The 23355-nt window shown below is 61.3% G+C and carries 18 protein-coding genes; 8 read left to right on the top strand and 10 right to left on the bottom strand.

Going from position 1 to position 23355, the window contains the following annotated elements:
* Nucleotides 1–2: 2 nt before the first annotated feature.
* Nucleotides 3–956 carry an efflux RND transporter periplasmic adaptor subunit gene (locus BLU24_RS15425; RefSeq protein WP_093101718.1) on the top strand — a complete coding sequence of 318 codons (954 nt, stop codon included), beginning with the start codon at nt 3–5 and terminating at the stop codon, nt 954–956.
* Nucleotides 957–1517: 561 nt separating this feature from the next.
* Here BLU24_RS15425 and BLU24_RS15420 read toward each other — a convergent pair.
* Together BLU24_RS15420 and BLU24_RS15415 are read right to left on the bottom strand one after the other, a co-directional pair.
* Nucleotides 1518–1727 carry a hypothetical protein gene (locus BLU24_RS15420; protein WP_093101717.1) on the bottom strand — a complete coding sequence of 70 codons (210 nt, stop codon included), beginning with the start codon at nt 1725–1727 and terminating at the stop codon, nt 1518–1520.
* Nucleotides 1728–1749: 22 nt separating this feature from the next.
* Complete coding sequence (locus BLU24_RS15415) at nt 1750–3027, bottom strand: OmpP1/FadL family transporter (protein ID WP_093101716.1); 1278 nt, start codon at nt 3025–3027, stop codon at nt 1750–1752.
* A 130-nt stretch (nt 3028–3157) separates the two neighbouring features.
* Between BLU24_RS15415 and BLU24_RS15410 the strand changes: the two genes are divergently transcribed.
* The 4 genes from BLU24_RS15410 (at nt 3158) to BLU24_RS15395 (ending at nt 7432) form a co-directional block, all read left to right on the top strand.
* Nucleotides 3158–4279: an AI-2E family transporter gene (locus BLU24_RS15410; RefSeq protein WP_093101715.1), complete on the top strand. Its 1122-nt coding sequence runs from the start codon at nt 3158–3160 to the stop codon at nt 4277–4279.
* Nucleotides 4280–4368: 89 nt separating this feature from the next.
* Nucleotides 4369–5982: a mechanosensitive ion channel family protein gene (locus BLU24_RS15405; RefSeq protein WP_093101714.1), complete on the top strand. Its 1614-nt coding sequence runs from the start codon at nt 4369–4371 to the stop codon at nt 5980–5982.
* 93 nt (nt 5983–6075) lie between these two features.
* Nucleotides 6076–6864: a DUF2092 domain-containing protein gene (locus tag BLU24_RS15400; protein WP_093101713.1), complete on the top strand. Its 789-nt coding sequence runs from the start codon at nt 6076–6078 to the stop codon at nt 6862–6864.
* A 1-nt stretch (nt 6865) separates the two neighbouring features.
* Nucleotides 6866–7432, top strand: a complete 567-nt coding sequence (locus tag BLU24_RS15395) for a hypothetical protein (RefSeq protein WP_093101712.1) — start codon at nt 6866–6868, stop codon at nt 7430–7432.
* Between the two features lie 79 nt (nt 7433–7511).
* On the opposite strand, the gene proP is transcribed toward BLU24_RS15395, so the two are convergent.
* The 6 genes from proP to BLU24_RS15365 form a co-directional block, all read right to left on the bottom strand.
* The gene (proP, locus tag BLU24_RS15390) at nt 7512–9014 is read right to left on the bottom strand and encodes a glycine betaine/L-proline transporter ProP (RefSeq protein ID WP_093101711.1); all 1503 of its coding nucleotides are present in this window, start codon (nt 9012–9014) and stop codon (nt 7512–7514) included.
* A 330-nt stretch (nt 9015–9344) separates the two neighbouring features.
* Nucleotides 9345–10643 (bottom strand): carbohydrate porin, encoded by a 1299-nt coding sequence (locus BLU24_RS15385; protein ID WP_093101710.1) that lies wholly within the window; start codon nt 10641–10643, stop codon nt 9345–9347.
* Nucleotides 10644–10728: 85 nt separating this feature from the next.
* The gene (locus BLU24_RS15380) at nt 10729–13134 is read right to left on the bottom strand and encodes a glucose/quinate/shikimate family membrane-bound PQQ-dependent dehydrogenase (RefSeq protein ID WP_093101709.1); all 2406 of its coding nucleotides are present in this window, start codon (nt 13132–13134) and stop codon (nt 10729–10731) included.
* Between the two features lie 272 nt (nt 13135–13406).
* Nucleotides 13407–14309 carry a bestrophin family protein gene (locus BLU24_RS15375; RefSeq protein WP_093101708.1) on the bottom strand — a complete coding sequence of 301 codons (903 nt, stop codon included), beginning with the start codon at nt 14307–14309 and terminating at the stop codon, nt 13407–13409.
* An 89-nt stretch (nt 14310–14398) separates the two neighbouring features.
* Nucleotides 14399–15277, bottom strand: coding sequence for a ZIP family metal transporter (locus tag BLU24_RS15370; protein WP_418951652.1), 879 nt, complete (start codon nt 15275–15277; stop codon nt 14399–14401).
* 552 nt (nt 15278–15829) lie between these two features.
* Complete coding sequence (locus BLU24_RS15365) at nt 15830–17644, bottom strand: NAD(P)/FAD-dependent oxidoreductase (protein ID WP_093101706.1); 1815 nt, start codon at nt 17642–17644, stop codon at nt 15830–15832.
* 241 nt (nt 17645–17885) lie between these two features.
* Between BLU24_RS15365 and BLU24_RS15360 the strand changes: the two genes are divergently transcribed.
* Both BLU24_RS15360 and BLU24_RS15355 read left to right on the top strand, forming a co-directional pair.
* Nucleotides 17886–19781 carry a sigma-54-dependent Fis family transcriptional regulator gene (locus BLU24_RS15360; protein ID WP_093101705.1) on the top strand — a complete coding sequence of 632 codons (1896 nt, stop codon included), beginning with the start codon at nt 17886–17888 and terminating at the stop codon, nt 19779–19781.
* Between the two features lie 67 nt (nt 19782–19848).
* Complete coding sequence (locus tag BLU24_RS15355) at nt 19849–20367, top strand: DUF3833 domain-containing protein (protein WP_093101704.1); 519 nt, start codon at nt 19849–19851, stop codon at nt 20365–20367.
* A 23-nt stretch (nt 20368–20390) separates the two neighbouring features.
* Here the strand turns inward: BLU24_RS15355 and BLU24_RS15350 are convergent, their stop codons facing one another.
* Complete coding sequence (locus BLU24_RS15350; protein ID WP_093101703.1) at nt 20391–20849, bottom strand: winged helix-turn-helix transcriptional regulator; 459 nt, start codon at nt 20847–20849, stop codon at nt 20391–20393.
* A gap of 96 nt (nt 20850–20945) precedes the next feature.
* On the opposite strand from BLU24_RS15350, the gene BLU24_RS15345 reads away from it, so the two are divergent.
* Entirely contained in the window at nt 20946–21875 is a 930-nt protein-coding gene (locus tag BLU24_RS15345) for an aromatic alcohol reductase (RefSeq protein WP_093101702.1), read from the top strand.
* Between the two features lie 22 nt (nt 21876–21897).
* Here the strand turns inward: BLU24_RS15345 and BLU24_RS15340 are convergent, their stop codons facing one another.
* Nucleotides 21898–23352: a TrkH family potassium uptake protein gene (locus BLU24_RS15340; protein WP_093101701.1), complete on the bottom strand. Its 1455-nt coding sequence runs from the start codon at nt 23350–23352 to the stop codon at nt 21898–21900.
* Nucleotides 23353–23355 lie beyond the last annotated feature (3 nt).

Below are 23355 nucleotides of genomic sequence, written 5' to 3'. Positions count from 1 at the left end.
CCTTGAAAGTGTTATTCGCGCGGTTGGTCACGTTGGCGGTGGTGGTGTTGGCCATCGTGCTGGGCTGGTTTGCCTGGGAGTATTACACCCGTGCACCGTGGACACGGGATGCACGGGTGAGGGCGGATGTGGTGTCGCTGTCGGCGGATGTTTCCGGGCGCATTGTCAGCCTGGCCGTGCAGGACAACCAGCACGTCGACAAGGGGCAACTGTTGATGGAGATCGATCCGGCGCGCTATCGCCTGGCGGTGGAGCATGCGCGGCGCTCGGTGGAGGTCGCCCGGGCGTCGCTGGGTCAGTCGCAAGCGGCCATCGTTGCCAGCGAAGCCTTGCTCAAGCAACGCCAGAGCGAGGAGCGTCGGCGGCGCAAGCTCAAGCAGGGTTTTGCGATTTCCGGCGAAGAGTGGGAAAAATCCAGCACCGATGTCGCGGTGGCCCAGGCGGACCTGTTGCGTAACCAGGCCAATCTCGGGCTGGCCGAGGCCAACGTGCAATTGGCGGTTGCCGCATTGACCCAGGCCGAACTGGATCTGCAGCGTACCCGCGTCGAGTCGCCGGTCAGTGGCTACGTCACCAATCTGCTGACCCGTCAGGGTGACTATGCGACAGCGGGTGGCGCCTTGATGGCGCTGGTCGACAGTGATTCGTTCTATATCAGTGGTTACTTCGAGGAGACGAAACTGCCGCGTATCAGCGAGGGTGATCGGGTCCGTGTGCAATTGATGAGCGGGGAGACCTTTGGCGGGACGGTGCAGAGCATTGCCTTTGCTATTGCCGACCGGGAAAACGCACCGGGTAGCCGGCTGCTGGCTAACATCAATCCGAGTTACACCTGGGTGAAACTGGCGCAGCGGGTGCCAGTGCGGATCGAGATTGACGGCGACTATGCCGGGAAGAACCGCTTGCGTGCGGGTACCACTGCTACTGTGACGGTGCTTGAGGATCATGGTTTTTAGGCGCAGCGCTGAGCTTTGTTTGCTCTGATTTTTGGGTACATATCCGTTGCTGCGGTAACGGCTGCTTAGGGTTCCGCCCTTACGGCGGGTCACCTTTTTCAAACGCCGGAGTGCCGGCCCAGCAAAAAGGTAACCCAAAACGCTTGCTCCTACGTTCGGCCCTCGCAGGCTCGGGTTCCTTCGCTGCGGGATCGATCCGGGCGCAGCGGCTACGGTTTGCTTCGCTGCACCTCCTTCCGCTGTGTCTGGCTGCGCCAGACGGTCGCTGCGCTCCCACGCCCGGATCAATCCCTCCGCTCAGCCTTCCGACGTCGCTGGTGGATCAAGATCAAGAGCACTCGAGCTAACGCTCATTGTTGAGTGGTTAGAAGCGGGTGGTTGGCTTTGGGTTTGTGTGTATTCGCCCCTCACCCCAGCCCTCTCCCGAGGGAGAGGGAGCCGATATTGGTTGGTTTTGATATTCGCATTCGACTCGGTATTTCATGTCGGCGTAATTCTCGCATCCACCTCAGTCAGTCCCCTCTCCCTCCGGGAGAGGGCTAGGGTGAGGGGCTTTTGATTTCAGCTTTCAGCCTTCAGCCCTTCAATGCCGCCGGTGATCAAAATCAAAAGCGGGCGAGCTGACGCTCGGCCTGATGGTTGCACCCGATCCATGTGGGAGCTTGCCTGCAAGCGATTGGGCCAGCACAACCAACACATCATTGCCTGCATCACCGCCATCGCCAGCAGGCTGGCTCCCACAGGCTGAGCACGCTCCAACAGGTTCAGCATGCCCGCATTGAAATCGCATAAATCAGAAACGCCAGGTCACCCCACCTCCAACAATGTGCAGCGCACTGTTCGGATAACTACCGGACAATGTCTGGCCGTTGCGCTTGGTCTGTTGCACATCCATGTCGCCGAGCCAGACCAGGGTGTAATTGAGGTTGAGGTCGGTGTCTTCGGCGAGTTGGTAGTTCAGGCCGGTCGCCAGGCGCCAAGCGTCGTTCATAGGGTTGTCGACGGTGCGGTCCTTGTCTTTGACGGCGGAGCTGTCGTAGCCCAGGCCCATGTTCCAGCGCAGTTTCGGGCTGATCTGGTTTTGTGCCCCCACTGACAGGTGCCAGGTATCCTGATATTTGCGGTCGACGGCGCGGGACACGTTGCCGGCGGCGGAATCTACCGAGACGCCGATGTCGGCAAAGTTGCTCCAGTCCTGCCAGTTCACCGAGCTGAGCAGCGTCCATTGTTCGTTCAACTGATGGGCGATACTCAGGGTCGCGGTCTGCGGGATGTTCATGTCGATTTCCAGCTCGTCGACGTCCAGCCTCGATAAGGCGAGATTGAGCAGCGGGTTGCGTACACCATGGACTGACGGCGAATCCTTGAACTCCATTTTCACCTTGCTGGTGTACGCCAGGCCGAGCGTGGTGCGCTCGTTCAGTTGATAGCGCACGCCCACGTTGACCCCGGTGCCGACGTCGGTGTCCTTGTATTGCAAGCGGCCATCCTGCTGGAACGGGTCGCCGGGCAGGAAGGCGTTATTGTCGATGGCCATCTTGGTGTAGTAGTAGCCGTAGACCAGACGCGGGCCTATGCCCACTGACAGGTCATCGGTGAACTTGTAGGCGAAGGTCGGCTGCATCGAGATGCCGATCAGCGTCGATTCCTGAGAGAAATAGCGCCCGGCCCAGTCGTCGTCATATTTGACGCTCAGGCCGAAGTTGCCGTACATGCCGAAGCCGATACTGGCGCGGTCATTGAGTTCATGGCTGATAAAAAAACTGCTGCCCGGCAGGATCGGCAGTGGGTTGCCGCCTTCGTTGCCGCCGAAATCGTTGTCGCTGTCGCGATCAAAACCCAGGCCACCGAATATCGCCTGACCGGTCAGCGTGACCTGCGTGCCCTTCAGCGCAGCGATGCCGGCCGGGTTGCTCATCAGCACGCTCGGGTCGCTGGCCAGCGCCGCCGAGCCAGCATTGGCCAGCCCCGCGCCTTCCTGGCCCGCCTCGTACAAATCGATCCCGCCCGCGAGTGCCTGACTGCCGGCTCCGGCCAGCGCGAGAATGATCAGTGATTGCGTGGTTTTCATCCCGGCATCCTTATCAATGAAGATCAGCCTTCAGGTTTAGTCGCGAATCGGCTCGGGCACCAGTCGAGACGAGCCGTGATTCGTGAACTACGCTCACAGCGGTTCAACGGAACCGGGCAGGAGAGCCTGAATGGACGACAAACCGCTGCTGACTTTCAACAGTTCCCGCGCGCTGCTGGACGTGCTCATCCGCGCGGGGCTGATCACCGTGCTGGTGTTGTTCTGCTACGACATCTTTCATCCGTTTCTGAATGTGATGCTGTGGGCGCTGATTCTTGCGGTCACCCTGTATCCGCTGAACCAGAAACTCGGCGCGAAGCTCGGCAATCGCTACGGCTGGGCAGCGATCATTCTGGTGCTGCTGGGGCTGGTGATTCTGATGCTGCCGTTGAGCCTGCTCGGCGCCTCGATTGCCGATTCGGTCAAGGACGGCATGCACACAATCGAAGCCGGGCAGTTCGAGATTCCACCGCCACCGGCCAGCGTCGAGGCCTGGCCGCTGATCGGCGCGCCGTTGTATGGCATCTGGATGCACGCCTCGCAGGACCTGAGCTGGACATTTCAAGAACTGGCGCCGCACCTCAAGGAGTGGAGCAAAGTGGTCCTGCATCAGGCCGCGGGTGTCGGTGCCGGGATCGTGGTGTTTGTGATTGCGCTGATCGTCGCGGGGCTGATCATGACCCACGGCACGCGTGGCCACCGCACGGCCGTGGCGATCACCACGCGGATTTCCGGGCCGGTGCGCGGCCCGCAGATTGCCGAACTGTGTACCGCCACCATCCGCGCCGTGGCGCAGGGCGTGGTCGGCATTGCGTTCATTCAGATGCTGTTGATCGGCGTCGCGCTAGTGATCATGGGCGTGCCCGCCGCCGGCATTCTTGCCTTGCTGGTGTTGTTGCTGGGCATTACCCAGTTACCGGTGCTGCTGATCACCGTGCCCGTGGTGATTTACGTCTTCGCCCACGACGGGGTGGGCGCCGGGACGATCATCTTCGCGGTGTGGATGGTCATCGCCGGGCTGTCCGATAACGTGCTCAAGCCGATGTTGCTGGGCCGTGGGGTGGCGGTGCCGATGCCGGTGGTGCTGATTGGCGCGCTGGGCGGCATGGTCACCAGCGGCATCATCGGGCTGTTTACCGGGCCGGTGATTCTGGCGGTGGGGTATGAGTTATTCATCGGTTGGGTCTATCAACCGGCCAATGTGACTGATGTTCTGGAGGATTCGGGCAACGAAATCGGCCGTGACATTTAACCCGGTGTGGGAATCTGACAACCGTTCATCCCTCGACTACGCTGGCTTACGTATCCCATTTTGACACTTGGGCGTAAGGAAACAGGCGCATGCGAAGCAGGCTGCTGGCGGTTGGGATGGTGCTGTTCGCAATGCTCTGGAGCGATGTTGGCTGGGCGCTGGATGCCGCACCGAAAACGGCCGACGAAGCGGTCGAGTTGAAGGTCGCCAACCGCAGCATCATGCTGTTTCGCGCGACGATTCTCGGCGAAGCGCCGGCGTCACGGGTCAAACGGGCAAAAATGATCATCCATGAGGCGCTCAACGAAGACGCCGAACTGAAGATCAGCACCGACTCGATTCAGAACAGCTACATCGTGCTGATCGGCGACAAACGCGCGTTCATCGTTGCCCCCAAGGACATCGACAGCCTCGAATATTCCTCGGTACAGGAAGCCGCCGAAGGCGCGGCCGAGCGGCTGCGTCAGGTGGTGACCGAAACCCGCGAGGCACGCAATCTACAGATGATCGTGCGTTCGCTGGGGCTCGCCGCCGTGGCCACGCTGATTTATCTGGCGCTGCTCTGGTGCCTGGCCTGGTTACGGCGCAAATTGCTGAGCAAGCTGCCAGCGCTGATGGATCGCCACACCCGCGCGCTGAAGGTCGGGCGCGTGCAGCTGATCGATTCGAATTTTCTCTATCCGCTGGTCAGCCGTTTTTTGTTGTTGCTGCGCTGGCTGCTGATTCTGTTGTTCACCTACGAGTGGCTGGGTTTTATCCTGTCGCGATTTCCCTATACCCGGCCGTGGGGCGAGAGCCTAAATAATTACCTGTTCGAACTGGCCGGTTATCTGCTGCAAGGGATCGTCGATGCGATCCCGGGCCTTGGCGTGGCCCTGGCGATTTTCTTTATCGCCCGTGGCGTCGTAGCTTTCACCCGGCGGATCCTGCGCCGCATGGCCACGCCGGGGACGCTCAGCTGGCTGAACCACGAAACCCTGCAACCGACACAACGCCTGACCGCGCTGGCGGTGTGGCTGTTTGCGTTGGCGATGGCTTATCCGTACTTGCCCGGCGCCGGCACCGATGCGTTCAAAGGCTTGTCGGTGCTGATCGGTCTGATGATTTCCCTCGGCGCGACCAGCGTGGTCGGGCAGGCCGCTGCCGGTTTGATCCTGACCTACACGCGCACGCTGCGCCCCGGCGAGTTCGTGCGCATTGGCGAGTACGAAGGCACGGTTACGGAGCTGGGCATGTTCACCACGCGGATTCGCACCGGTCTGGGCGAAGTGCTGACGCTACCCAATTCAATGATCACCGGCACCGTCACCAAGAACTATTCACGCACCGTGCAAGGCCCCGGTTATGTGGTCGACACCGTGGTGACCATCGGCTACGACACGCCGTGGCGACAAGTGGAGGCAATGTTGCTGGAAGCGGCAAAACGTACGCCGGGTGTGCTGGAAGATCCGCCGGCGCAAGTGTTCCAGACGGCACTCTCGGACTTCTATCCCGAGTACCGCCTCGTTGCTCAAGCGATCCCAAGCCAGCCGCGCCCGCGCGCAGTGCTGCTGAGCATGCTGCACGCCAATATTCAGGATGTGTTCAACGAATATGGCGTGCAGATCATGTCGCCGCACTATCTGGGCGATCCACCGGATGAGAAGCGCGTGCCGCCGGAGAAATGGTTCACCGCGCCTGCGCAAGCGCCGCGGGATCAGTAATAGCCGCATTGGCGCGCATCGACAGTGAGAACTAGGCTGGTCAGTCAGTCGCCGTTCAGGCGCAACGCCCACGCAGGGACAGGAGCGGAACCGATGAAAACCCCAGCCAGTATTGTCTGCCTGATGTTCACCCTGGTTCTGGCACCGGGAGTCCGTGCCGAAGACCCGCCCCAACCGCCAGCGACCGAGGCCGCTGACGACACGCCGCTGGTCAATCCGCAGGTGGTCGACAAGCTCATCGACATGGGCAATTACCTGCGCAGCCTGCGGAAGTTTCAGGTCGATGCCCAGGTCTCGCGCGACACCGTTCTGGAGTCCGGTCAGAAGATCAAGACCGAGTCTTCCAACACCCTCAAAGTGGTCGGCCACGATCGGCTGTATGCCAAAAGCGAGGGCGATGTGCGCACCCGGGAGTTCTTCTATAACGGCAAGAAACTGACCCAGTATTCGCCCTACCTCAAGTACTACACCACCGTTGACGCTCCGGCCACTGTCGCGCAAACGCTGCACCGGGTCGAGAACCACTATGGCGTGCAAGTTCCGATGGAGGACCTGTTTCTGTTCGGCAGCGATCAGGCGCAGATCGACGCCTTGCAAGCCGCGCTTTACGTGGGGCCGTCGATCATCAAGGGCCAGCTCTGCGACCATTTGGCCTTTCGCCAGGAAGGCATCGACTGGCAGTTGTGGCTGACCCGCTCCGACAAACCCTTGCCATGCAAACTGGTGATCACCACCACCGACGAGAAAAGCTTTCCCGAGTACAGCGCGGTGTATCAATGGAACCTCAAGCCGAACATTCCGGACACGCAGTTCACCTTCAAACCGGGTAAAGGCGATGTCGCGATTGCCTTGAAGAAAGCCAGCGATCAGGGAGGGGAATGACATGAACAAGTCGCTGACGTGGGGCTTGTTGTTGTCGCTGGCCACCGCAACGCTGTTGACCGCAGGTTATGTCGCTGAAGCCGATGCCCGACCGCAGCGCGCCCAAGGGCATGCTCGCGCCCACGTCAACCGCGCCCCGGCGCCCCATGCGCAACGCGCACAACGAATCAACCCGCCACCGCGAGCCCATCATCTGAACGCCGGTCATCGGAGCAATCCGGGCAACCGGGTCAACGCCGGCAATAACGTTGGCAATCGCACGCACGTCAGTAACATCAATCGCAACGTCAACATCAACAATTACCGCGATGTCGACATCGATGTCGACGGGCATGGCCGCTATGGCTATGACGATCACTACCATCCGATTGCTACGGCAGCGGCGGTCACGGCGACTGTTGCGGTGACGGCAGCGGTGGTGGGCTCGATCCTTACCCCGGCGCAAATGCCCAGCAGTTGCGTGCAAGTGATCCGCTACGACGTGGCGTACATGCAGTGCGGTTCGACGTGGTACCAGCCGCAGTATCAGGGCAGCGACGTGACCTACGTGGTGGTCAACGCCCCTTGATCAGGCTTACAGCCCGTGTGCGGTGCCTTTGCAGAAAAACAAACCCGGCTGATGCCGGGTTTGTTCTGATCATCGTGCCTCAATCGATACGCGGATGCTGCTGCGCCAGCTCATTGCGCTTGGCTTGCAGCGTGGCGATTTCGGCGTCAATGTCTTCGATCTTCTGCTCGATATTGTCGTGGTGCTCTTGCAGCAGTTCCTTGGCTTCTTCGAGGTCCGAAGCCGCAGGCGCTGCACCGCGCAGTGGCTTGTTGGCGGTTTCCTTCATCGTCACGCCGGTGACCAGACCGACCACGGCGATGACCATCAGGTAATACGCCGGCATGTACAGGTCGTTCGTGCTCTCCACCAGCCAGGCGACAGCCGTCGGGGTCAGACCGGCGATCAGCACCGAGACGTTGAAGGCGCTGGCCAGCGCGCTGTAACGGATATGTGTAGGAAACATCGCCGGCAGCGTCGAGGCCATTACGCCAATGAAGAAGTTCAGCAGCACGGCGAGAATCAGCAGACCGGAAAAGATCAGGCCGATGCTGCCGCTGTTGATCAGCATGAACGCCGGAATGGCGAAGATGAACAGGCCGATGCTGCCGACCACGATAAACGGCTTACGGCCGATCTTGTCGCTGATGAAGCCAATCAACGGCTGCACGAACAGCATGCCGACCATGATCGCGATAATGATCAGCACGCCGTGGTTTTCACTGTAGTGCAGGTTGTGCGTGAGGTAATTCGGCATGTAGGTCAGCAGCATGTAATAGGTGACGTTGGTCGCCGCGACCACGCCAATGCAGGTCATCAGGCTGCGCCAGTGCTTGGTCGCCACTTCCTTGAACGAGACTTTCGGGCCGGCGGCCAGACCCTCGCGGTCGCCTTGTTCGAGTTTTTCCACGTGCTGCTGAAACGCTGGGGTTTCTTCGAGGGCGTGACGCAAATACAGACCGATCATGCCCAGCGGCAGGGCGAGGAAGAACGGCAGACGCCAACCCCATTCCTCGAAGCGCTGCTCGCCGAGAATGGTCGATATCAACACCACGACACCCGCGCCGAAAACGAACCCGGCGATCGAGCCGAAGTCCAGCCAACTGCCAAGAAAGCCGCGTTTGCGATCCGGCGCGTACTCGGCGACGAAGATCGAGGCACCGGTGTATTCGCCACCCACCGAGAAACCCTGAGCCATCTTCGCCAGCAACAGCAGAATCGGCGCCCAGATGCCGATGGAGGCGTAGGAGGGGATCAGGCCGATGGCGAACGTGCTCAGCGACATGATCACGATGGTCGCGGCGAGAACTTTCTGCCGCCCGTATTTGTCGCCCAGCGCGCCGAAGAACAAGCCGCCCAACGGCCGGATCAGAAACGGTACGGAGAAGGTGGCGAGTGCTGCGATCATTTGTACGCCAGGGTCGGCGCCGGGGAAGAACACTTTGCCGAGCACATAGGCGACGAAGCCGTACACACCGAAGTCGAACCATTCCATGGCGTTGCCCAGCGCGGCGGCGGTGATCGCCTTGCGCATCTTGGCGTCGTCGACAATGGTGATGTCTTTCAAACCGATCGGTTTGACGGTTTTCTTGCGTGGTTTCATTGCGATGTTCCCGCTCGCTGATTCAGATGACCGCTGCGATGCCATCTCTATGATGGCGCCGGCTCTTCTGGCTCAGATACATGCGGACACGAAATAATTCACCGATGGCGGGAATTAATTTCGACAGGTGCGCGGCGCGGCACCGCACCCTGTAGGAGTGAGCCTGCTCGCGATAGCGGTCTGTCAGTCACAGCCCTTTCGACCGACCCACCGTCATCGCCAGCAGGCTGGCTCCCACAGGGTTTTGTGGCGAACCTGGAGTTCAGGCAACAGACGAACCCTGTGGGAGCGAGCTTGCTCGCGAAGGCGGCGGTACAGCCGCTACAAGACTTACAGCGCAGCCTTCACCTGCAAGCCAAACACCAACGCATTGTCGATGTCCTGTCCGGAAAACGCGCCCGGTTCGATGATGTACTGCATGTTCGGTCGCAGCGTCAGCCACGGCGTGGCCTGATAACCGTAGCCGAGTTCGATCAATTGCTCGGCGCTGTCGAGGTTGGGGAACGCCGTGCCATTGTTCAGCGCAGCGTCCTGCTGCACGTCGCGGCTGCGCGGGTTGGGCACGGCGCGGCCGTAGCCGAGGGCGAGGGTGTCGCGCGGGCGCCCTTCGATCGGTTTGTACAGAACCACGCCGGTGCCGTACCACTTGCTGAACGGCGAGGCGGCTGCGCTGGCGGCGGAATACTGGCCGAAGGCGTGCAGGCTGCGACCTTCCGAGGACTGTGAGCGCCATACGGCCTGATCGATCAGCAGGTAATGCCCGCCACGACCGGAAACTTCGTCATCGCTGCCGATGCGTTTGGCGTCGGAGCTGTCGTAGTAATAGCCGACCTTGTACTCGCCCGGGAGTGCGCCGGCGTGTTTATAGACCAGTTCGATCGGCACCACGGTGCCGGTGGTGTGTTTTGGGCCCAGGTGCCAGGCGCGGCTGGAGTTGCCGTTGCTCGACGGGTCGACATTGAACGCGGCGACGCGCAGTTGCCACGCTGACGACAGGTCGTATTTGACCCGTACGCCCAGGTGCGCGTTGGGGTAGTTGGCCCAGCCGCTGCCTCCGGACATGTTCAGCGGATGGCCGCAGAAGCCGGCGTTCATGAAGTTACAAAGGATGCCGCTGTCGAGGCCGCCGAGGTCGTTGCCCATGGCCATGTAACCGAGTTTGACGTTGAGCGCCGGGGTGAACAGGCTGTGCTCGTAACTCAGTTCGGTCAGGCGCGTGTACAGGCCACCGTAGTTTTCCTGAATCGGCAAACGGTTGCCGACCAGATCTTCCGAGGCGCCGTTGCCGCGTCGATCATTGATGGTCAGCTGGACCTTGCCGGCATTGTCGACGCCGTAGAGTTTGCTCAGGTCGAACTGCACACCGAGTTTGATGTTCTGCGAGTAACGCGCCGAGCGATGCAGACCACCGTCGGCGTTGTAAGCGGTTTCGCCGCTGTAGTCGCCGGTGAACTTGATACCGTCTTCGTCGAGTTGATGGCGCAGGCCACCCCAGTCACCGGTGAGGGTGCTGCGGGTCAACAGATCGGAATCGTCAGCGGCGAATGCGGGGAGGGCAGCGGTGCAGGTGAGGCCCAGCAACAGGCCCTGGAACAGCGTGGAACGGGAAAAGCCAACAGCCAAAAACATCTGAATCTTCCTGCTGAAAACTTGAGCGATAGGGGAAAAGCAACGCGGCACCCGAAGGTGCCGCGCTCAACGTCGACGCCGTGGGTTACGGCAACGCATAGGCCATCACGTAGTCGCCACGATCAGTCGACTGACGCGCGCCACCGGCGGTGACGACGATGTACTGTTTGCCGGTTTTCGGCGAAACGTAGGTCATCGGGCCGCCCTGGCTGCCGACCGGCAGACGCGCTTTCCAGACCTCCTCACCGTTGCCGCTGTTGAAGGCGCGCAGGTAAAAGTCCTGAGTACCGGCGATGAAGATCAGGCCGCCCTGAGTCGACAGCGTGCCGCCGAGGGTTGGCAGACCGATCTTGATCGGCAAGTGCATGCGGATGCCCAGCGGACCTGTGTCTTCAACGGTGCCGACCGGCACCTGCCAGGCGACTTTCTGGGTCTTCATGTCGATTGCGGTCAGGGTGCCGAACGGCGGCGCCTGGCACGGAATACCGGCCACCGACAGGAAGCGGTTCTTGTTCACCGCATAGGGCGTGCCTTTGAGCGGCACTGCGCCCATACCGGTGTTCAGCGCTTCACCACCGCCAGCGGCCTGGCCTTTGTTCTGCGACGGGATCATCTGAATCCACAGGCCGAGGCGCATGTCGTTGACGAAAATGAAACCGTGTACCGGGTCGGTGGAAATGCTGCCCCAGTTCATGCCACCCAGAGAACCCGGGAAGCTCAGCGATTTGTCGGTACCCGGCGCCGTGTACAGGCCGTCGTAGCGCATGCTCTTGAAGTCGATGCGGCAGAGCAATTGATCGTAAGGCGTGGCGCCCCACATGTCCGACTCGGTCAGATGCTGCGCACCGATCTGCGGCATGCCCACCGATTTTGGCTGAGTTGGCGAGTACGGCTCGTTAGGAATGTTCGCCGCTTTGACCGGCACGTCCTTGACCTCGGTCAGCGGTTTGCCGGTGGCACGGTCGAGCACGTAGATCTGCCCGGCCTTGGTACCGATGACCAGCGCCGGAATGCTTTTGCCGTCCTTGTCGAAGTCGATCAGGCTCGGCTGCATCGGCAGGTCGAAGTCCCAGAGATCGTTGTGCACGGTCTGGTACACCCAACGCTCTTCGCCGGTGCTGGCGTCCAGCGCAAGAATCGACGCGCCGTACTTGTGGTCCAGTTCACTGCGCTCGACCCCATAGATGTCGGTGGACGAGCTGCCCATCGGCAGGAATACAGTGTTGGTTGCCGGGTCGTAGGACATCGGTGCCCAGCTGTTCGGCGTGCTGCGCACGTAGGTGCTGCCGTCGGCCGGGGCTTTGCGATCCTGCGGGTTGCCGGGGTCGAACGCCCAGCGCATGGCGCCGGTGACCACGTCAAAACCACGAATCACGCCGCCGGGCATGTCGCTTTGCACGTTGTCGGCGACGCGGCCGCCGACCACGACCGTGGTGCCAGCCATCAATGGCGCGGACGACAATTGATAGTAGCTGTCCGGCACATCACCCAGACCGGCCTTCAGATCGACCTGACCGTTGGTGCCGAAACCTTCGCAGAACTCGCCGGTGTCGGCATCGACGGCAATCAGGCGGGCATCGATGGTGTTGGTCAGCAGACGGCGCTGGCAATTGGCAGCTGGCGCCGGTTTGGCTTCGATGATCGGCGAATTGGCCGGCTGCGCGATGGCCGCAGTGCTATCGAAATACGCCATGCCACGGCAACGCTGCCAGACTTTCGACTGGGCATTGATCTGGTTTTTCCAGATTTCCTTGCCGGTGTCGGCGTCCAGCGCGATCAGGTTGTTGTGCGGGGTGCAGATGAACACCTTGTTGCCGACCTGCAACGGGGTGAGCTGGTCTTCAGCGCCATTGCCGTCGCTTTCGGCAACATCGCCGGTGTGGTACGTCCACGCCACTTTGAGCTTGTCGACGTTGTTGCGGTTGATCTGATCCAGCGCAGCAAAGCGGCTGCCACCTTCGGTATTGCCGTAGTGCGCCCAGTCTTTCTGCGCCTTGGCCGGCTCGACCGGGGTCAGGCCCGGGCCGGCGCCGGTGTCGGCAACGGTCGGGTGGGCGACGAACATATTGCCGCCAGCCACCGCCACGCCCACCGCCAACACGGCGGCAACGGCATACGCGCCGCGACCGGCAACCTCACCGTTCGCACGCTTGAGCAGGGGATAGACCAGCGCCACGACCAGACTGATCACGCTGAACATGAACAGTCGCGAGAACACCGGCCAGAACACCAGCCCGGCATCGCTCAGCGCCCAGATCGCGGTGCCGACGAGGAACGCTGCGAATAGCCACGCACCACTAGTCTTGAAGCGGGCGATCAGCAGGCCGGAAACCGTCATCACCAATCCACCCACCAGGAAGTACCACGATCCTCCCAGGCTGACCAACTTCACGCCGCCTGCGGCAAGCGCCAGGCCGAGCAGGGCGATGACCACGCCGAGCCCGACGAGAATGAACTTTGATATGCCTGAGAGGCGTTGACTCTGGTTCACGTTGAATGTCCCCGTTGAAATGAGGTGCGCAGTATATCGTTAGGTAACTACCTAGTTAAAACACAAATTTTCACAATAAAGCGTAGCCCGCGATTCTGGCGCGCGTTCGACGGTGTGTTGCTGAATGAGTTTACGCAGAGGCGGCGGAGGAAAAGCCCGGTTGTGTCAGTCTCGGTGGGATTAATGACAGCCATATGCAAAAAAGCTGCTCATCCTTGTCGAGGATAAACAGCTTTTGACTGGCCGACGCATGGCGGCCGACGGAAGGGAGATCAGGCGTTTTCTTCGATCCGGCGCACATCGCCAAGCGAATCACGCTGCATCGATTGCAGGTTTTTCTCGATGGTTTCGCACAGCGCTTCCATTTGAATCTGGTGTTCGCTGTGGCGAAACGGGCTTTGCAGGTCGGTGCCTATGCGTTCGATGGCCAACAGCATGAAGCCGACCACCGTCGAGGCCAGCGGCGTGAACCAGCCCAGCGATTCGACCAGCCCGACCGGCACGATCAGGCAGAACAGCGAAATGAACAGCCGCGGAAAATACACATAAGGGTAGGGCAGTGGCGTATTGGCAATCCGCTCCATGCCGCCCTGGCTGTTGGACAGATCCACCAGCGTCGACTCAAGCCGCGCCAGGCGAATGCTGTCCAGGCGCCCGGCCTTGTATTCGCGCGCCAGCAGCGCCGCCGAGCCGGTGAGAATGTCGTTGGCGAAATTGTTGGTGGTGCTGCTGCGGGCAAACTCGTCGGCCGGAATGAACGCGCGGACCTCATCGGGGCAGGGCAACCCTTGCAGGTGCGCGGCGAGGCAATTGACGTAGGCGACGTGACGGCGCAACAACGTCGACTTGACCGGATTGACCTCACGGCCGCCATCGTCGATCAACGTCAGCACCTGACGGGCGAAGCTGCGCGAGTTGTTGATCATCGAGCCCCACAGCGTGCGCGCCTCCCACCAACGGTTATAGGCGCTGCTGTTACGGAAACTGATCAGCACCACCAGCGCCGAACCGAGCAATGTCAGGGGCATCAACGGCAGGTTCAACTTGGCGTTGAGAAACAGCATGAAATCCACGGTGACGGCGATGTCCCAGAGCAACAGCCAGAACAGCGACCAGCCCACGTAGCCGAGGGTCTTGATGATCAGACGGTACTTTTTGGCGATGGCAGCTTTCAAACCGGGACCTCGTGAGCGTTGGCGATCAGGAGTGACGCCTTAACTCCGACGCTGTTTTCGCGCTAAAGGTCCGCAACCTGCTAAATCGATTAACCCAACGCGGTGTCGAGGAACATCATCACCCCGAAGCCCAGCATCAGCCCCAGCGTTGCCGGGGTTTCGTGACCGTTGCGGTGGGTTTCCGGAATGACCTCATGGGACACGACAAAAATCATCGCGCCCGCCGCCAGACCCAGTGCGATCGGATAGCCCAGGGCAAAGCCGCTGGAAACCCCCAACCCGATCACCGCGCCCAACGGCTCCATCAGTCCCGAGCCAATGGCGATCAGCGCCGCACGCCAAGCCGAAATCCCGGTCACGCGCAGCGCCAACGCGATGGCCAGACCTTCGGGGATGTCCTGAATGGCGATGGCAGTGGTCAGCGGCAGGCCGACTTTCATGTCGCCGTCGGCGAAACTCACACCAATCGCCATGCCTTCGGGCAGGTTGTGCAGAGTGATGGCGAGGACGAACAGCCAGACCCGGTTGATGCGCTGCGACTCCGGCCCACGGCGGCCGCTTTCCTGGTGCTCGTGGGGCACGAAGCGATCGAGCCCGATCATCAACGCCACGCCCAGCGCCAGACCGAACACCACCACACCGGCGGCCAGCAACGAATTGCCGGTCATTTTTTCGGCAGCGTCGATGCCGGGCAGGATCAGCGAAAATGAACTGGCGGCGAGCATCATGCCGGCGGCGAAGCCGAGCATGGTGTCTTGAGTGCGCGAAGCAATGTCGCGCAGCACCATGGCCGCCACCGCGCCCAATGCCGTCGCGCCGAAGCCCGACAAGCCGCCCAGCACGGCCAGACGCAGGTTGTTTTCGTCGGCGCCGACCAGTGCGGCGTAGCCGCTGATCAACAGCAATCCGGTGACGACAATCAATGTCGCCCAAAACAACAGCCCCGGCCAGCCGCCACTCGACGCCATGCTCCACCAACTGCGCATGGTCGTGCTTGCGGAAGACGAGGGAAGTGACATGGGGCCTCCTGTGGTTTGGGCTGAGATGCGGGTGTGCTCACAAATATCAGAAGCGATCGTGGGGGGCGGAATTGCAAATTTTTTGCGGAGTCGGCGACGGACGGCTATGCCGAAGATCAAAAGCCCCTCACCCTAACCCTCTCCCGGAGGAAGAGGGGACTGACCGCTGTGGATGTAAGAGATACGCCGACCCGCGATACCGAGTCGAACTCAGGATTTGAGCACAGCCCAAATCGGCTCCCTCTCCTGGGGGAGAGGGCTGGGGTGAGGGGTGAATTCACCGCGGTACCAAAGCTTGAACACGAAACTGCCGCAGCAACCCATTCAACTGCCCAAGCGCAATCCAGAGCCTGACCGAGATCTGGCCAACGACAAAGATCTGCTCCCTTTCCCCTCGCCCCCCATGGGGAAGAGGGCTGGGGTGAGGGGGATCGATTCCGGCAACCACACATAACCAGCGCCGACCCATCCAGGCATCGGCACTTCACATCTCAACCAGCGCTATTGCCCCACGCTGCCCTGATAAACACCCACACCCAACCCTTCAAACCGAGCCTTCAACTGCAACGCCAGATACAGCGAATAATGCCGCGACTGATGCAGATTACCGCCGTGAAACCACAAATTATCCTGCCGTGTCGGCTTCCACATATTGCGCAATTCCCCCTCGTACGGACCCGGATCGTTGGTCGTGCCAGACCCAAGCCCCCAGCAACGCCCGACCTTGTCAGCGACCTCCTGGGAAATCAGCTTCGCCGCCCAGCCATTCATCGAGCCATACCCGGTGGCATAGACGATCAGATCCGCCGCCAGCCGACTGCCGTCGGTAAGCACCACCGCGTCCGCTTCGATGTGATCGACGCCCAGCCCCGGCGCGCTCTTGAGCTTGATCGTGCCGTTAGCGATCAGCTCGGACGCGCCGACGTCGATGTAATACCCGGAGCCACGGCGCACGTACTTGAGGAAGAGACCGGATTCGTCATCACCGAAATCGAGCATGAAACCGGCCTTGGCCAAGCGCTCGTAAAAGTCTTTGTCGCGGGTTTTGATCGCGTCGAAGATTGGTTTGTGAAAGCTCGGCATGACCTTGTACGGAATCGAGGCAAACAACATGTCGGCCTTGTCGGTGGTCAAGCCTGCCTCCAGCGCGTCTTCGGAATAGAGCCCGCCGAACACCAGTTCCATCAAGCTGTCGGAGCGCACGATGTGCGTGCTCGAGCGTTGCACCATGGTCACTTCGGCGCCGTTCTCCACAAGGTCGGCGCAAATGTCGTGGGCCGAGTTGTTCGCACCGATGACCACCGCACGCTTGCCGCGCCAGGCGTCGCCGCCGGGATGGCGGCTGGAATGATGTTGCTGCCCTTGAAACACGTCGGCACCGGGAAAGCGCGGCACGTTGGGCACGCCGGACATGCCGGTGGCGAGGATCAGTTGGGTCGGTTTCAACGTCAGGTGCTCACCGTCGCGCAGCACTTCTACCGTCCAGGTCTGAGTCTGTTCATCGAACCCGGCGCTCAGGCATTCGGTGCGCGACCAGTAATCGAGCTCCATGACCTTGCTGTACATCTCCAGCCAGTCGCCAATCTGGTCCTTTGGCGTAAACACCGGCCAGTGATCGGGGAAGGGCAGGTACGGCATGTGGTCGTACCAGACCGGGTCATGCAGGCACAGCGATTTGTAGCGCCCGCGCCACTGATCGCCGGGCCGTTCGGCCTTGTCGACGATCAGCGTCGGCACGCCCAGACGCTTTAGCCGCGCGGCGAGGCCGAGTCCGCCCTGACCGCCGCCGACAATCAGGCAATACGGTTGCGTGGTGATGCCCAGCGCCGCTTGTTCATCGCGGCGGCGCTCCAGCCAGTTGCGTTTGTCGGCATGGGCGTGGCCATGGGTGGCGCCCATTGGCCGGCGGCGCCCACTGGGTTCTTCGAAGCCCTTGAGTTCGCGCATGGTCGTCAGCAACGTCCAGCACAGGCCATCCTTGAGCCGCACGTAACCCTTGCCGCGCGCGGCTTCGGTTTCCAGGCTCATCCAGCCTTCGAGCACGCCGTCGGTCAGCGTGGCCTCACCGTCGAGTTTCCATTGCTGTGGCCGGGTCTGCTCAAGACGGGTTTCGAGCAGGTCGCGGATGGCCGGTTTGCCTTCAAGCGTCACCAGGTTCCAGCTGAACAGCAGCAGGTCACGCCAGTAGCATTCGTCAGCAAACAGCTCCAGCGTCGCGTCCACATTCCGTTGGGCGAGGCGCTCGCCGAGTGTTTCGACCCAGGCAGCGAGTTGCGCGGTCGGCGTTTGCAGGGGCGCATCGATAGCGATGTTCATAGAACTTCTCCGATCTTGTTGTTGTAGGAACAACAGCCCCGGAGCAAGGCTCGGGCCATCTTCGGCAAAGCCCCGTGGCAGAGCGGTTGGCGCCGTAGATCGCCAATCGTGTATCGGCGCTGTGTCACGAATCCGGGAATGGGCGATGACACTGTGTCACGCCGGGCAAAAACGCCGGTTTCGGACTTTTCATATAAGCTGCAAACAGTCCCGTGTCCGACCGTAGCGGAGAACAACAACAATGAAACCGGCCTTGATCAACGCCCATGCACAGCAAGTGCTGCAAGCCGTGCAGGGTAGCGTCGCCAGTCATAATCCCGTTGCTGACCTGGCGATCACTCGCTCGTGGCGTCGCTGTCTGGATCAATACCGCCTCGACCCCGCCAGCCGCCGTGCGCCGGATGTGGTCGAGCAAGCGCGTTTGCAGGATCACCGCGCGCCGCTGGAACACATCATTGCCGTGGCGCACTGGCAGATGAACAGCCTGCACCAGCAGCTGGGGCGTGACGGCCATGTGGTGTTGCTCACCGATGCGCGCGGCGTGGCGATCGACAGCGTGTTCAACGATGCCGAACGCGCCGGATTTCAGCGTGCCGGATTGTGGCTGGGTTCGGTATGGAGCGAGGAGCACGAAGGCACCAACGGGGTCGGTACCTGTCTGGTCGAGCGCCAGCACGTGACCATCCGCCGTGATGAACATTTTCGCGGCAAGCACGTCGGCCTGACGTGTTCGGCCAGTCCGATCTTCGACCCGAGCGGCGAATTGCTTGCTGTGCTCAACCTGTCCTCGGTGCGCGAGGAGCAGAGCCTCGAACAGCGTTTCAAAGCCGTGGCGCTGACCAATCTGTCGGCCAAGCTGATCGAAAGCTGTTTTTTTCTCGGGCATGATCCGCAGCGCTATCTGCTGCGCTTCCACCCGGATGCTGGCTTTGTCGGACTGCTGGGCGAAGGGCTGCTCAGCTTCGATGAGAATGCGCGGATCTGCTCGATCAACGACGCGGGTCTGGAACTGCTTGGCCTCAATCGCGAGGCGATCATCGGTCAGCCGCTGACGCTGCTGCTGGAGACACCGATTGATCAACTGATGAGTCACGCCGGCGCACAACCCAGCGTCTGTTGGCCGCTGCGCCTGGCTGACGGTCGGCAGCTTTATGCCCAATTGCGCGAACCGCTGCGCCGGCCACAACCGGCGATTCCCGCAGTCATCCCTGTCAACGACGCGCGCGTCTGTCTGGAAGACCCGCGCCTGCAACGCGGTTTTGCCCGCGCGCTGCGAGTGCTGGAACGCGACGTGCCGGTGTTTCTGCAAGGCGAAACCGGCACCGGTAAAGAAGCCTTCGCGGCGGCGCTGCACCGCGCCAGCTCGCGGGCGAGCCAGCCGTTTGTGGCAATCAATTGCGCGGCGATTCCGGAGGCGCTGATTGAGAGCGAGCTGTTCGGCTATCGCGGCGGCAGCTTCACCGGGGCGCGCAAGGAGGGCATGCTCGGCAAGCTCGAACAGGCCCACGGCGGCATCCTGTTTCTGGATGAAATCGCCGACATGCCCTTGGCTTTGCAGACGCGCCTACTGCGTGTGCTGGAGGAGCGCCAGGTGGTGCCGCTGGGCGCGACAACGGCACGGCCACTGGATATACGCCTGATCAGCGCCAGCCATCAAAATCTGCAGATTTGCGTGACCGAAGGACGTTTGCGCGAAGATCTTTTCTACCGCATCGGCGGCTTCGCGGTGCAACTGCCAGCGCTGCGCGAGCGATCGGACAAGGGCCAGCTGTTCGATCTGCTGCTGCGTGAAGAAGCGGCCGGAATGCGCGTCCGACTGGACGCCGGGGTCAAGGAACGCCTGCTGAAACAGCCTTGGCCCGGCAACGTCCGGCAATTGCGCACGTGCCTGCGCACTCTGGTTGCATTGGCAATAGAGGGGCGCATCAGCCTCGATGATCTGCAAGAATTACTGCCGGAGGCGGCAGACAGCACAGCCCCCACGGAAAACCCTTTGTACGTGTCTGAACGACAGACCCTGCTGACCTTGATCGAAACCGAGCATTGGCACATCGCCCGGGTCGCCGCGCGGCTGGGCATCAGCCGCAATACGCTTTATCGCAAGTTGCGTCAGCACGGGATAACGCGGCCTGGTTGATCGCGGACAATCTCGGCAGGTGCGCAACGCTTCATCCTCCGATACCTGAACCAAGAGGCAAACGCTCATGTTGAAAGCCTGCACCCTCCTGTTATGCCTCGCCCTGGCCAGTTGCAGCAGCGTTGACGTGCGCAGCTACAGCCAGGAAAAACCCATGCTGGAGCTGCGCGAATTTTTCGAGGGCCGGGTCGAGGCCTGGGGAATTTTTCAGAAGCGTTCAGGTGAGGTCGCCAAGCGCTTTCATGTGGTGATCAACGGCCACTCCGAAGGCAGCAAGCTGATCCTCGACGAGGCGTTCACTTACAGCGATGGCACGAAACAGAAACGCGTCTGGACCCTGACCCCGGACGGCCCCGGCCAATGGCGCGGCACCGCCGGCGATGTGGTCGGCGAGGCACGGGGCGAGATCGCCGGCAACACCTTGCGCTGGCGGTATGTGCTGCGCTTGCCGGTGGACGGCGAGGAGTACGACGTCGAGCTCGATGACTGGATGTACCTGATGGACAGCAAGACCCTGATCAATCGTTCGTACATGAGCAAGTTTGGGGTCGAGGTCGGTCAGATCACCCTGTTTTTCCGTAAATAGCCCTGACGGACAAGCGCCGACGATTACTCGGTCGCGTCCGGGTCTTGCGGCATCGGTGTGGGAATCTGCCACGCCGGTTTCTGGGGTTCCTGAAGGTCGAACGCGCGGCGCGCGGTGCGAAAGTCTTCGACGTTTTCGACCACCCAGGTCCACACCGGCGACATCCGCACCAACAAGCCTTGGCCGAGTGCCGTCAGTTCGTATTCGACACGCGGCGGCACTTCGCCGAATTCCCGTCGCAGCAGCAGACCGTCGCGTTCCAGCGCGCGCAGGGTCTTGGTCAACATGCGCTGGGTGACGCCGGTCATCTGCCGTTTTATCTCGGCGTGACGCATCTCGCCATACACCCCCAAGGCATGCAAGATCCCCAATGACCAGCGGCTGCCAGCGTGTGCAAGCACTTCGCGGCGCACGCCGTCATCGTCTTTTCTGAGCGTCTGGCAGATCGCTTCGGCGTGCCGCAGCGCTTCCTGGTCGGTCATGTCTTCCCTTGGTATCACGTGTGTGCCTTCTTACGAGCGCTGACGGTTGCTGCCAGCATTGGCGCATCTTACAGGCAACGGATTTGAGGAGACATCATGACTGAAACAGGGCAATCCATTCTGGTGCTGGGCGCCGGAGAACTCGGCTTCGCGGTGTTGCGCAATCTGGCGCGTGTGGCAAAGCGCGCGCCGGGCTCGACCATCAGCGTCCTGCTCAGGGACTCGACCATCAATTCCCGAGTGCCGGAAAAAAAGGCCGAAATCGATGAGCTGCGTAGCCTCGGCATCCAGATGGTGGCCGCCGACCTGGTCAACGATTCGATCGAACAACTGGCGGAAGTCTTTGCCCGGTTCGACACGGTCATCGGTTGCGCCGGCATGGTTGCCGGTCGCGAAACGCCGATGAAACTGGCAAAAGCGGCGCTCCAGTCTGGAGTGAAGCGCTATTTTCCGTGGCAATTCGGTGTGGATTTCGAGGTGATCGGCCGTGGCAGTCCGCAGGATCTGTTCGATGCGCAGCTCGATGTGCGTGAGTTGCTGCGTGCCCAGGACCAGACCGAATGGGTGATCATCTCCACCGGCATGTTCACCAGTTTCCTGTTCGAGCCGGTGTTTGAAGTGGTCGATTTCGACAACAACGCCGTCAATGCGCTGGGCAGTCTGGACAACAGCGTGACGCTCACCACGCCCGAGGACATCGGAGCGCTGACCGCCGAGATCGTGTTCTTCGAGCCGCGGTTCCGTAATGAAATCGTCTACCTGTCAGGCGACACGCTGAGCTATGGCCAGATCGCAGGCATCCTCGAGCGTGCGCTGGGGCGGCCGTTCAAGTCCAATGTGTGGACCGTTGCGTACCTGATGGACGAACTGAAAAAAGACCCCACCCATCACATCAAGAAATACCGCGCGGTGTTTGCCCAAGGACGCGGCGTGGCGTGGCCCAAGGCCGGGACGTTCAACGAACGACAGTCGATTGCGGTCACTACCGCCGAGCAGTGGGCGCAGCAGCATCTCGCCAAGGCGTGATCGGGCAGGGCACGTTGGATTTCTAATACTTCCAGAACACCGGCGTAATCAGCACCAGCACCGTGAGAATCTCCAGCCGCCCCAGGAGCATGCCGATGGTCAGCAACCATTTCGCGGCATCCGGCAAGGATGAAAAGTTGCCTGCCGGGCCGATGATCGTGCCCAGCCCCGGGCCGACGTTGCACACCGCGGTGGCGGCGCCGCTCAATGCTGTCGTCCAGTCGAGCCCGATCAAGGCCAGCCCGAGAGCAATCAGGGCAATGGTGATGGTGAAGAAAAACGAGAAGGTCAGCAGCGAGCGCAGGATCTCCTCGTCGATCGGGTGGCCGTTGTACTTCTTCTGGATCACCGCGCGTGGATGGATCAGCTGCTTCAAACTGCTGACCAGCAGCGCGGCGGCGACCTGGAAACGGAAGATTTTCAGGCCGCCGGCGGTGGAGCCGGAGCATCCACCGACGAAGGTCAGGTAGAAGAACAGCAGAATGGCGAAGCTGCCCCACAGCGTGTAGTCGCCGACGGCAATGCCGGTGGTGGTCACGACTGAAGTGACATTCACCGCAACGATGCGAAACGCATCCCACCACGAGTAATCGCTGTGCTGCCACAGCCAGGTGCCGACCAGCAGCCAGGTGACCATCAGAAACCCGATGAAGCCGCGGACCTGATGATCCTTGAACAACGCACGGCGGTGGCCGCGCAAGGTCGCGACGTACAGGGTGAACGGCAGGCTGCCGGCGATCATGATGACCACCGCGACCCAGTGAATCGACGCTTGCGACCAATGCCCGAGCGAGGCATCGGAAGTCGAGAAGCCACCCGTGGAGATAAGCGACATCGCGTGGTTGATCGCTTCAAACGGCGTCATGCCGCACAGCCACAGGGCCAGCGCGCCGGCAGAGGTCAGACCGAGATACAGAAACAGGATGTATTTGGCGGCGACATGGGAGCGCGGCGTGACTTTCTCAGACCAGTCCGAGGACTCGGTCTGGAACAGACGCATACCGCCGACCCGCAGCAGCGGCAGGATCGCCACCGCCATGCCGATGAAGCCGATGCCGCCGAGCCAGTGCAGCATCGAGCGCCACATCAGCAAGCCCGGCGAGGCGTGGTCCAGGCCGCTGAGTACCGTCGAGCCGGTGGTGGTGATGCCGGACATGGTTTCGAAAAAGGCGTCGGTGTAACTGATGTGGCTGATCAACACCATCGGCAACGCGGCGAAGGCACACACCACCACCCAACTGGCGGTGGTCAGCAGGTACATGTCGCGCGGACGAAGCTGAGCCGTCTCGGGGCGCCCGCGCACCACCAGCAACAGGCCACAGACGACAGTAATCACGCTCGACCAGAGAAACGCCGAAAGGTCGTCGCTGCGCTCGAACGCCACCAGCGTGAGCATGGGAATGGCCATGCTCACGGCGAGGGTGATCAGGAAAATGCCGAGGATGAAACCGATAAGCCGCAGTGCTGCAAAAGACATGAA

The sequence above is a fragment of the Pseudomonas sp. Z003-0.4C(8344-21) genome (assembly GCF_900104975.1).
Classification (GTDB): domain Bacteria; phylum Pseudomonadota; class Gammaproteobacteria; order Pseudomonadales; family Pseudomonadaceae; genus Aquipseudomonas; species Aquipseudomonas granadensis.
Note: the sequence above shows the minus strand (reverse complement) of the source record. Positions and strands in the feature narration are given on the sequence as shown.

Excerpts from the sequence above, each read along its gene's own strand:
- BLU24_RS15420 (WP_093101717.1), bottom strand. The coding sequence starts at position 1,727 with ATGCTGAACCTGTTGGAGCGTGCTCAGCCTGTGGGAGCCAGCCTGCTG.
- BLU24_RS15415 (WP_093101716.1), bottom strand. The coding sequence starts at position 3,027 with ATGAAAACCACGCAATCACTGATCATTCTCGCGCTGGCCGGAGCCGGC.
- BLU24_RS15410 (WP_093101715.1), top strand. The coding sequence starts at position 3,158 with ATGGACGACAAACCGCTGCTGACTTTCAACAGTTCCCGCGCGCTGCTG.
- BLU24_RS15405 (WP_093101714.1), top strand. The coding sequence starts at position 4,369 with ATGCGAAGCAGGCTGCTGGCGGTTGGGATGGTGCTGTTCGCAATGCTC.
- BLU24_RS15400 (WP_093101713.1), top strand. The coding sequence starts at position 6,076 with ATGAAAACCCCAGCCAGTATTGTCTGCCTGATGTTCACCCTGGTTCTG.
- BLU24_RS15395 (WP_093101712.1), top strand. The coding sequence starts at position 6,866 with ATGAACAAGTCGCTGACGTGGGGCTTGTTGTTGTCGCTGGCCACCGCA.
- proP (WP_093101711.1), bottom strand. The coding sequence starts at position 9,014 with ATGAAACCACGCAAGAAAACCGTCAAACCGATCGGTTTGAAAGACATC.
- BLU24_RS15385 (WP_093101710.1), bottom strand. The coding sequence starts at position 10,643 with ATGTTTTTGGCTGTTGGCTTTTCCCGTTCCACGCTGTTCCAGGGCCTG.
- BLU24_RS15370 (WP_418951652.1), bottom strand. The coding sequence starts at position 15,277 with ATGGCGTCGAGTGGCGGCTGGCCGGGGCTGTTGTTTTGGGCGACATTG.
- BLU24_RS15365 (WP_093101706.1), bottom strand. The coding sequence starts at position 17,644 with ATGAACATCGCTATCGATGCGCCCCTGCAAACGCCGACCGCGCAACTC.
- BLU24_RS15360 (WP_093101705.1), top strand. The coding sequence starts at position 17,886 with ATGAAACCGGCCTTGATCAACGCCCATGCACAGCAAGTGCTGCAAGCC.
- BLU24_RS15355 (WP_093101704.1), top strand. The coding sequence starts at position 19,849 with ATGTTGAAAGCCTGCACCCTCCTGTTATGCCTCGCCCTGGCCAGTTGC.
- BLU24_RS15350 (WP_093101703.1), bottom strand. The coding sequence starts at position 20,849 with ATGACCGACCAGGAAGCGCTGCGGCACGCCGAAGCGATCTGCCAGACG.
- BLU24_RS15345 (WP_093101702.1), top strand. The coding sequence starts at position 20,946 with ATGACTGAAACAGGGCAATCCATTCTGGTGCTGGGCGCCGGAGAACTC.
- BLU24_RS15340 (WP_093101701.1), bottom strand. The coding sequence starts at position 23,352 with ATGTCTTTTGCAGCACTGCGGCTTATCGGTTTCATCCTCGGCATTTTC.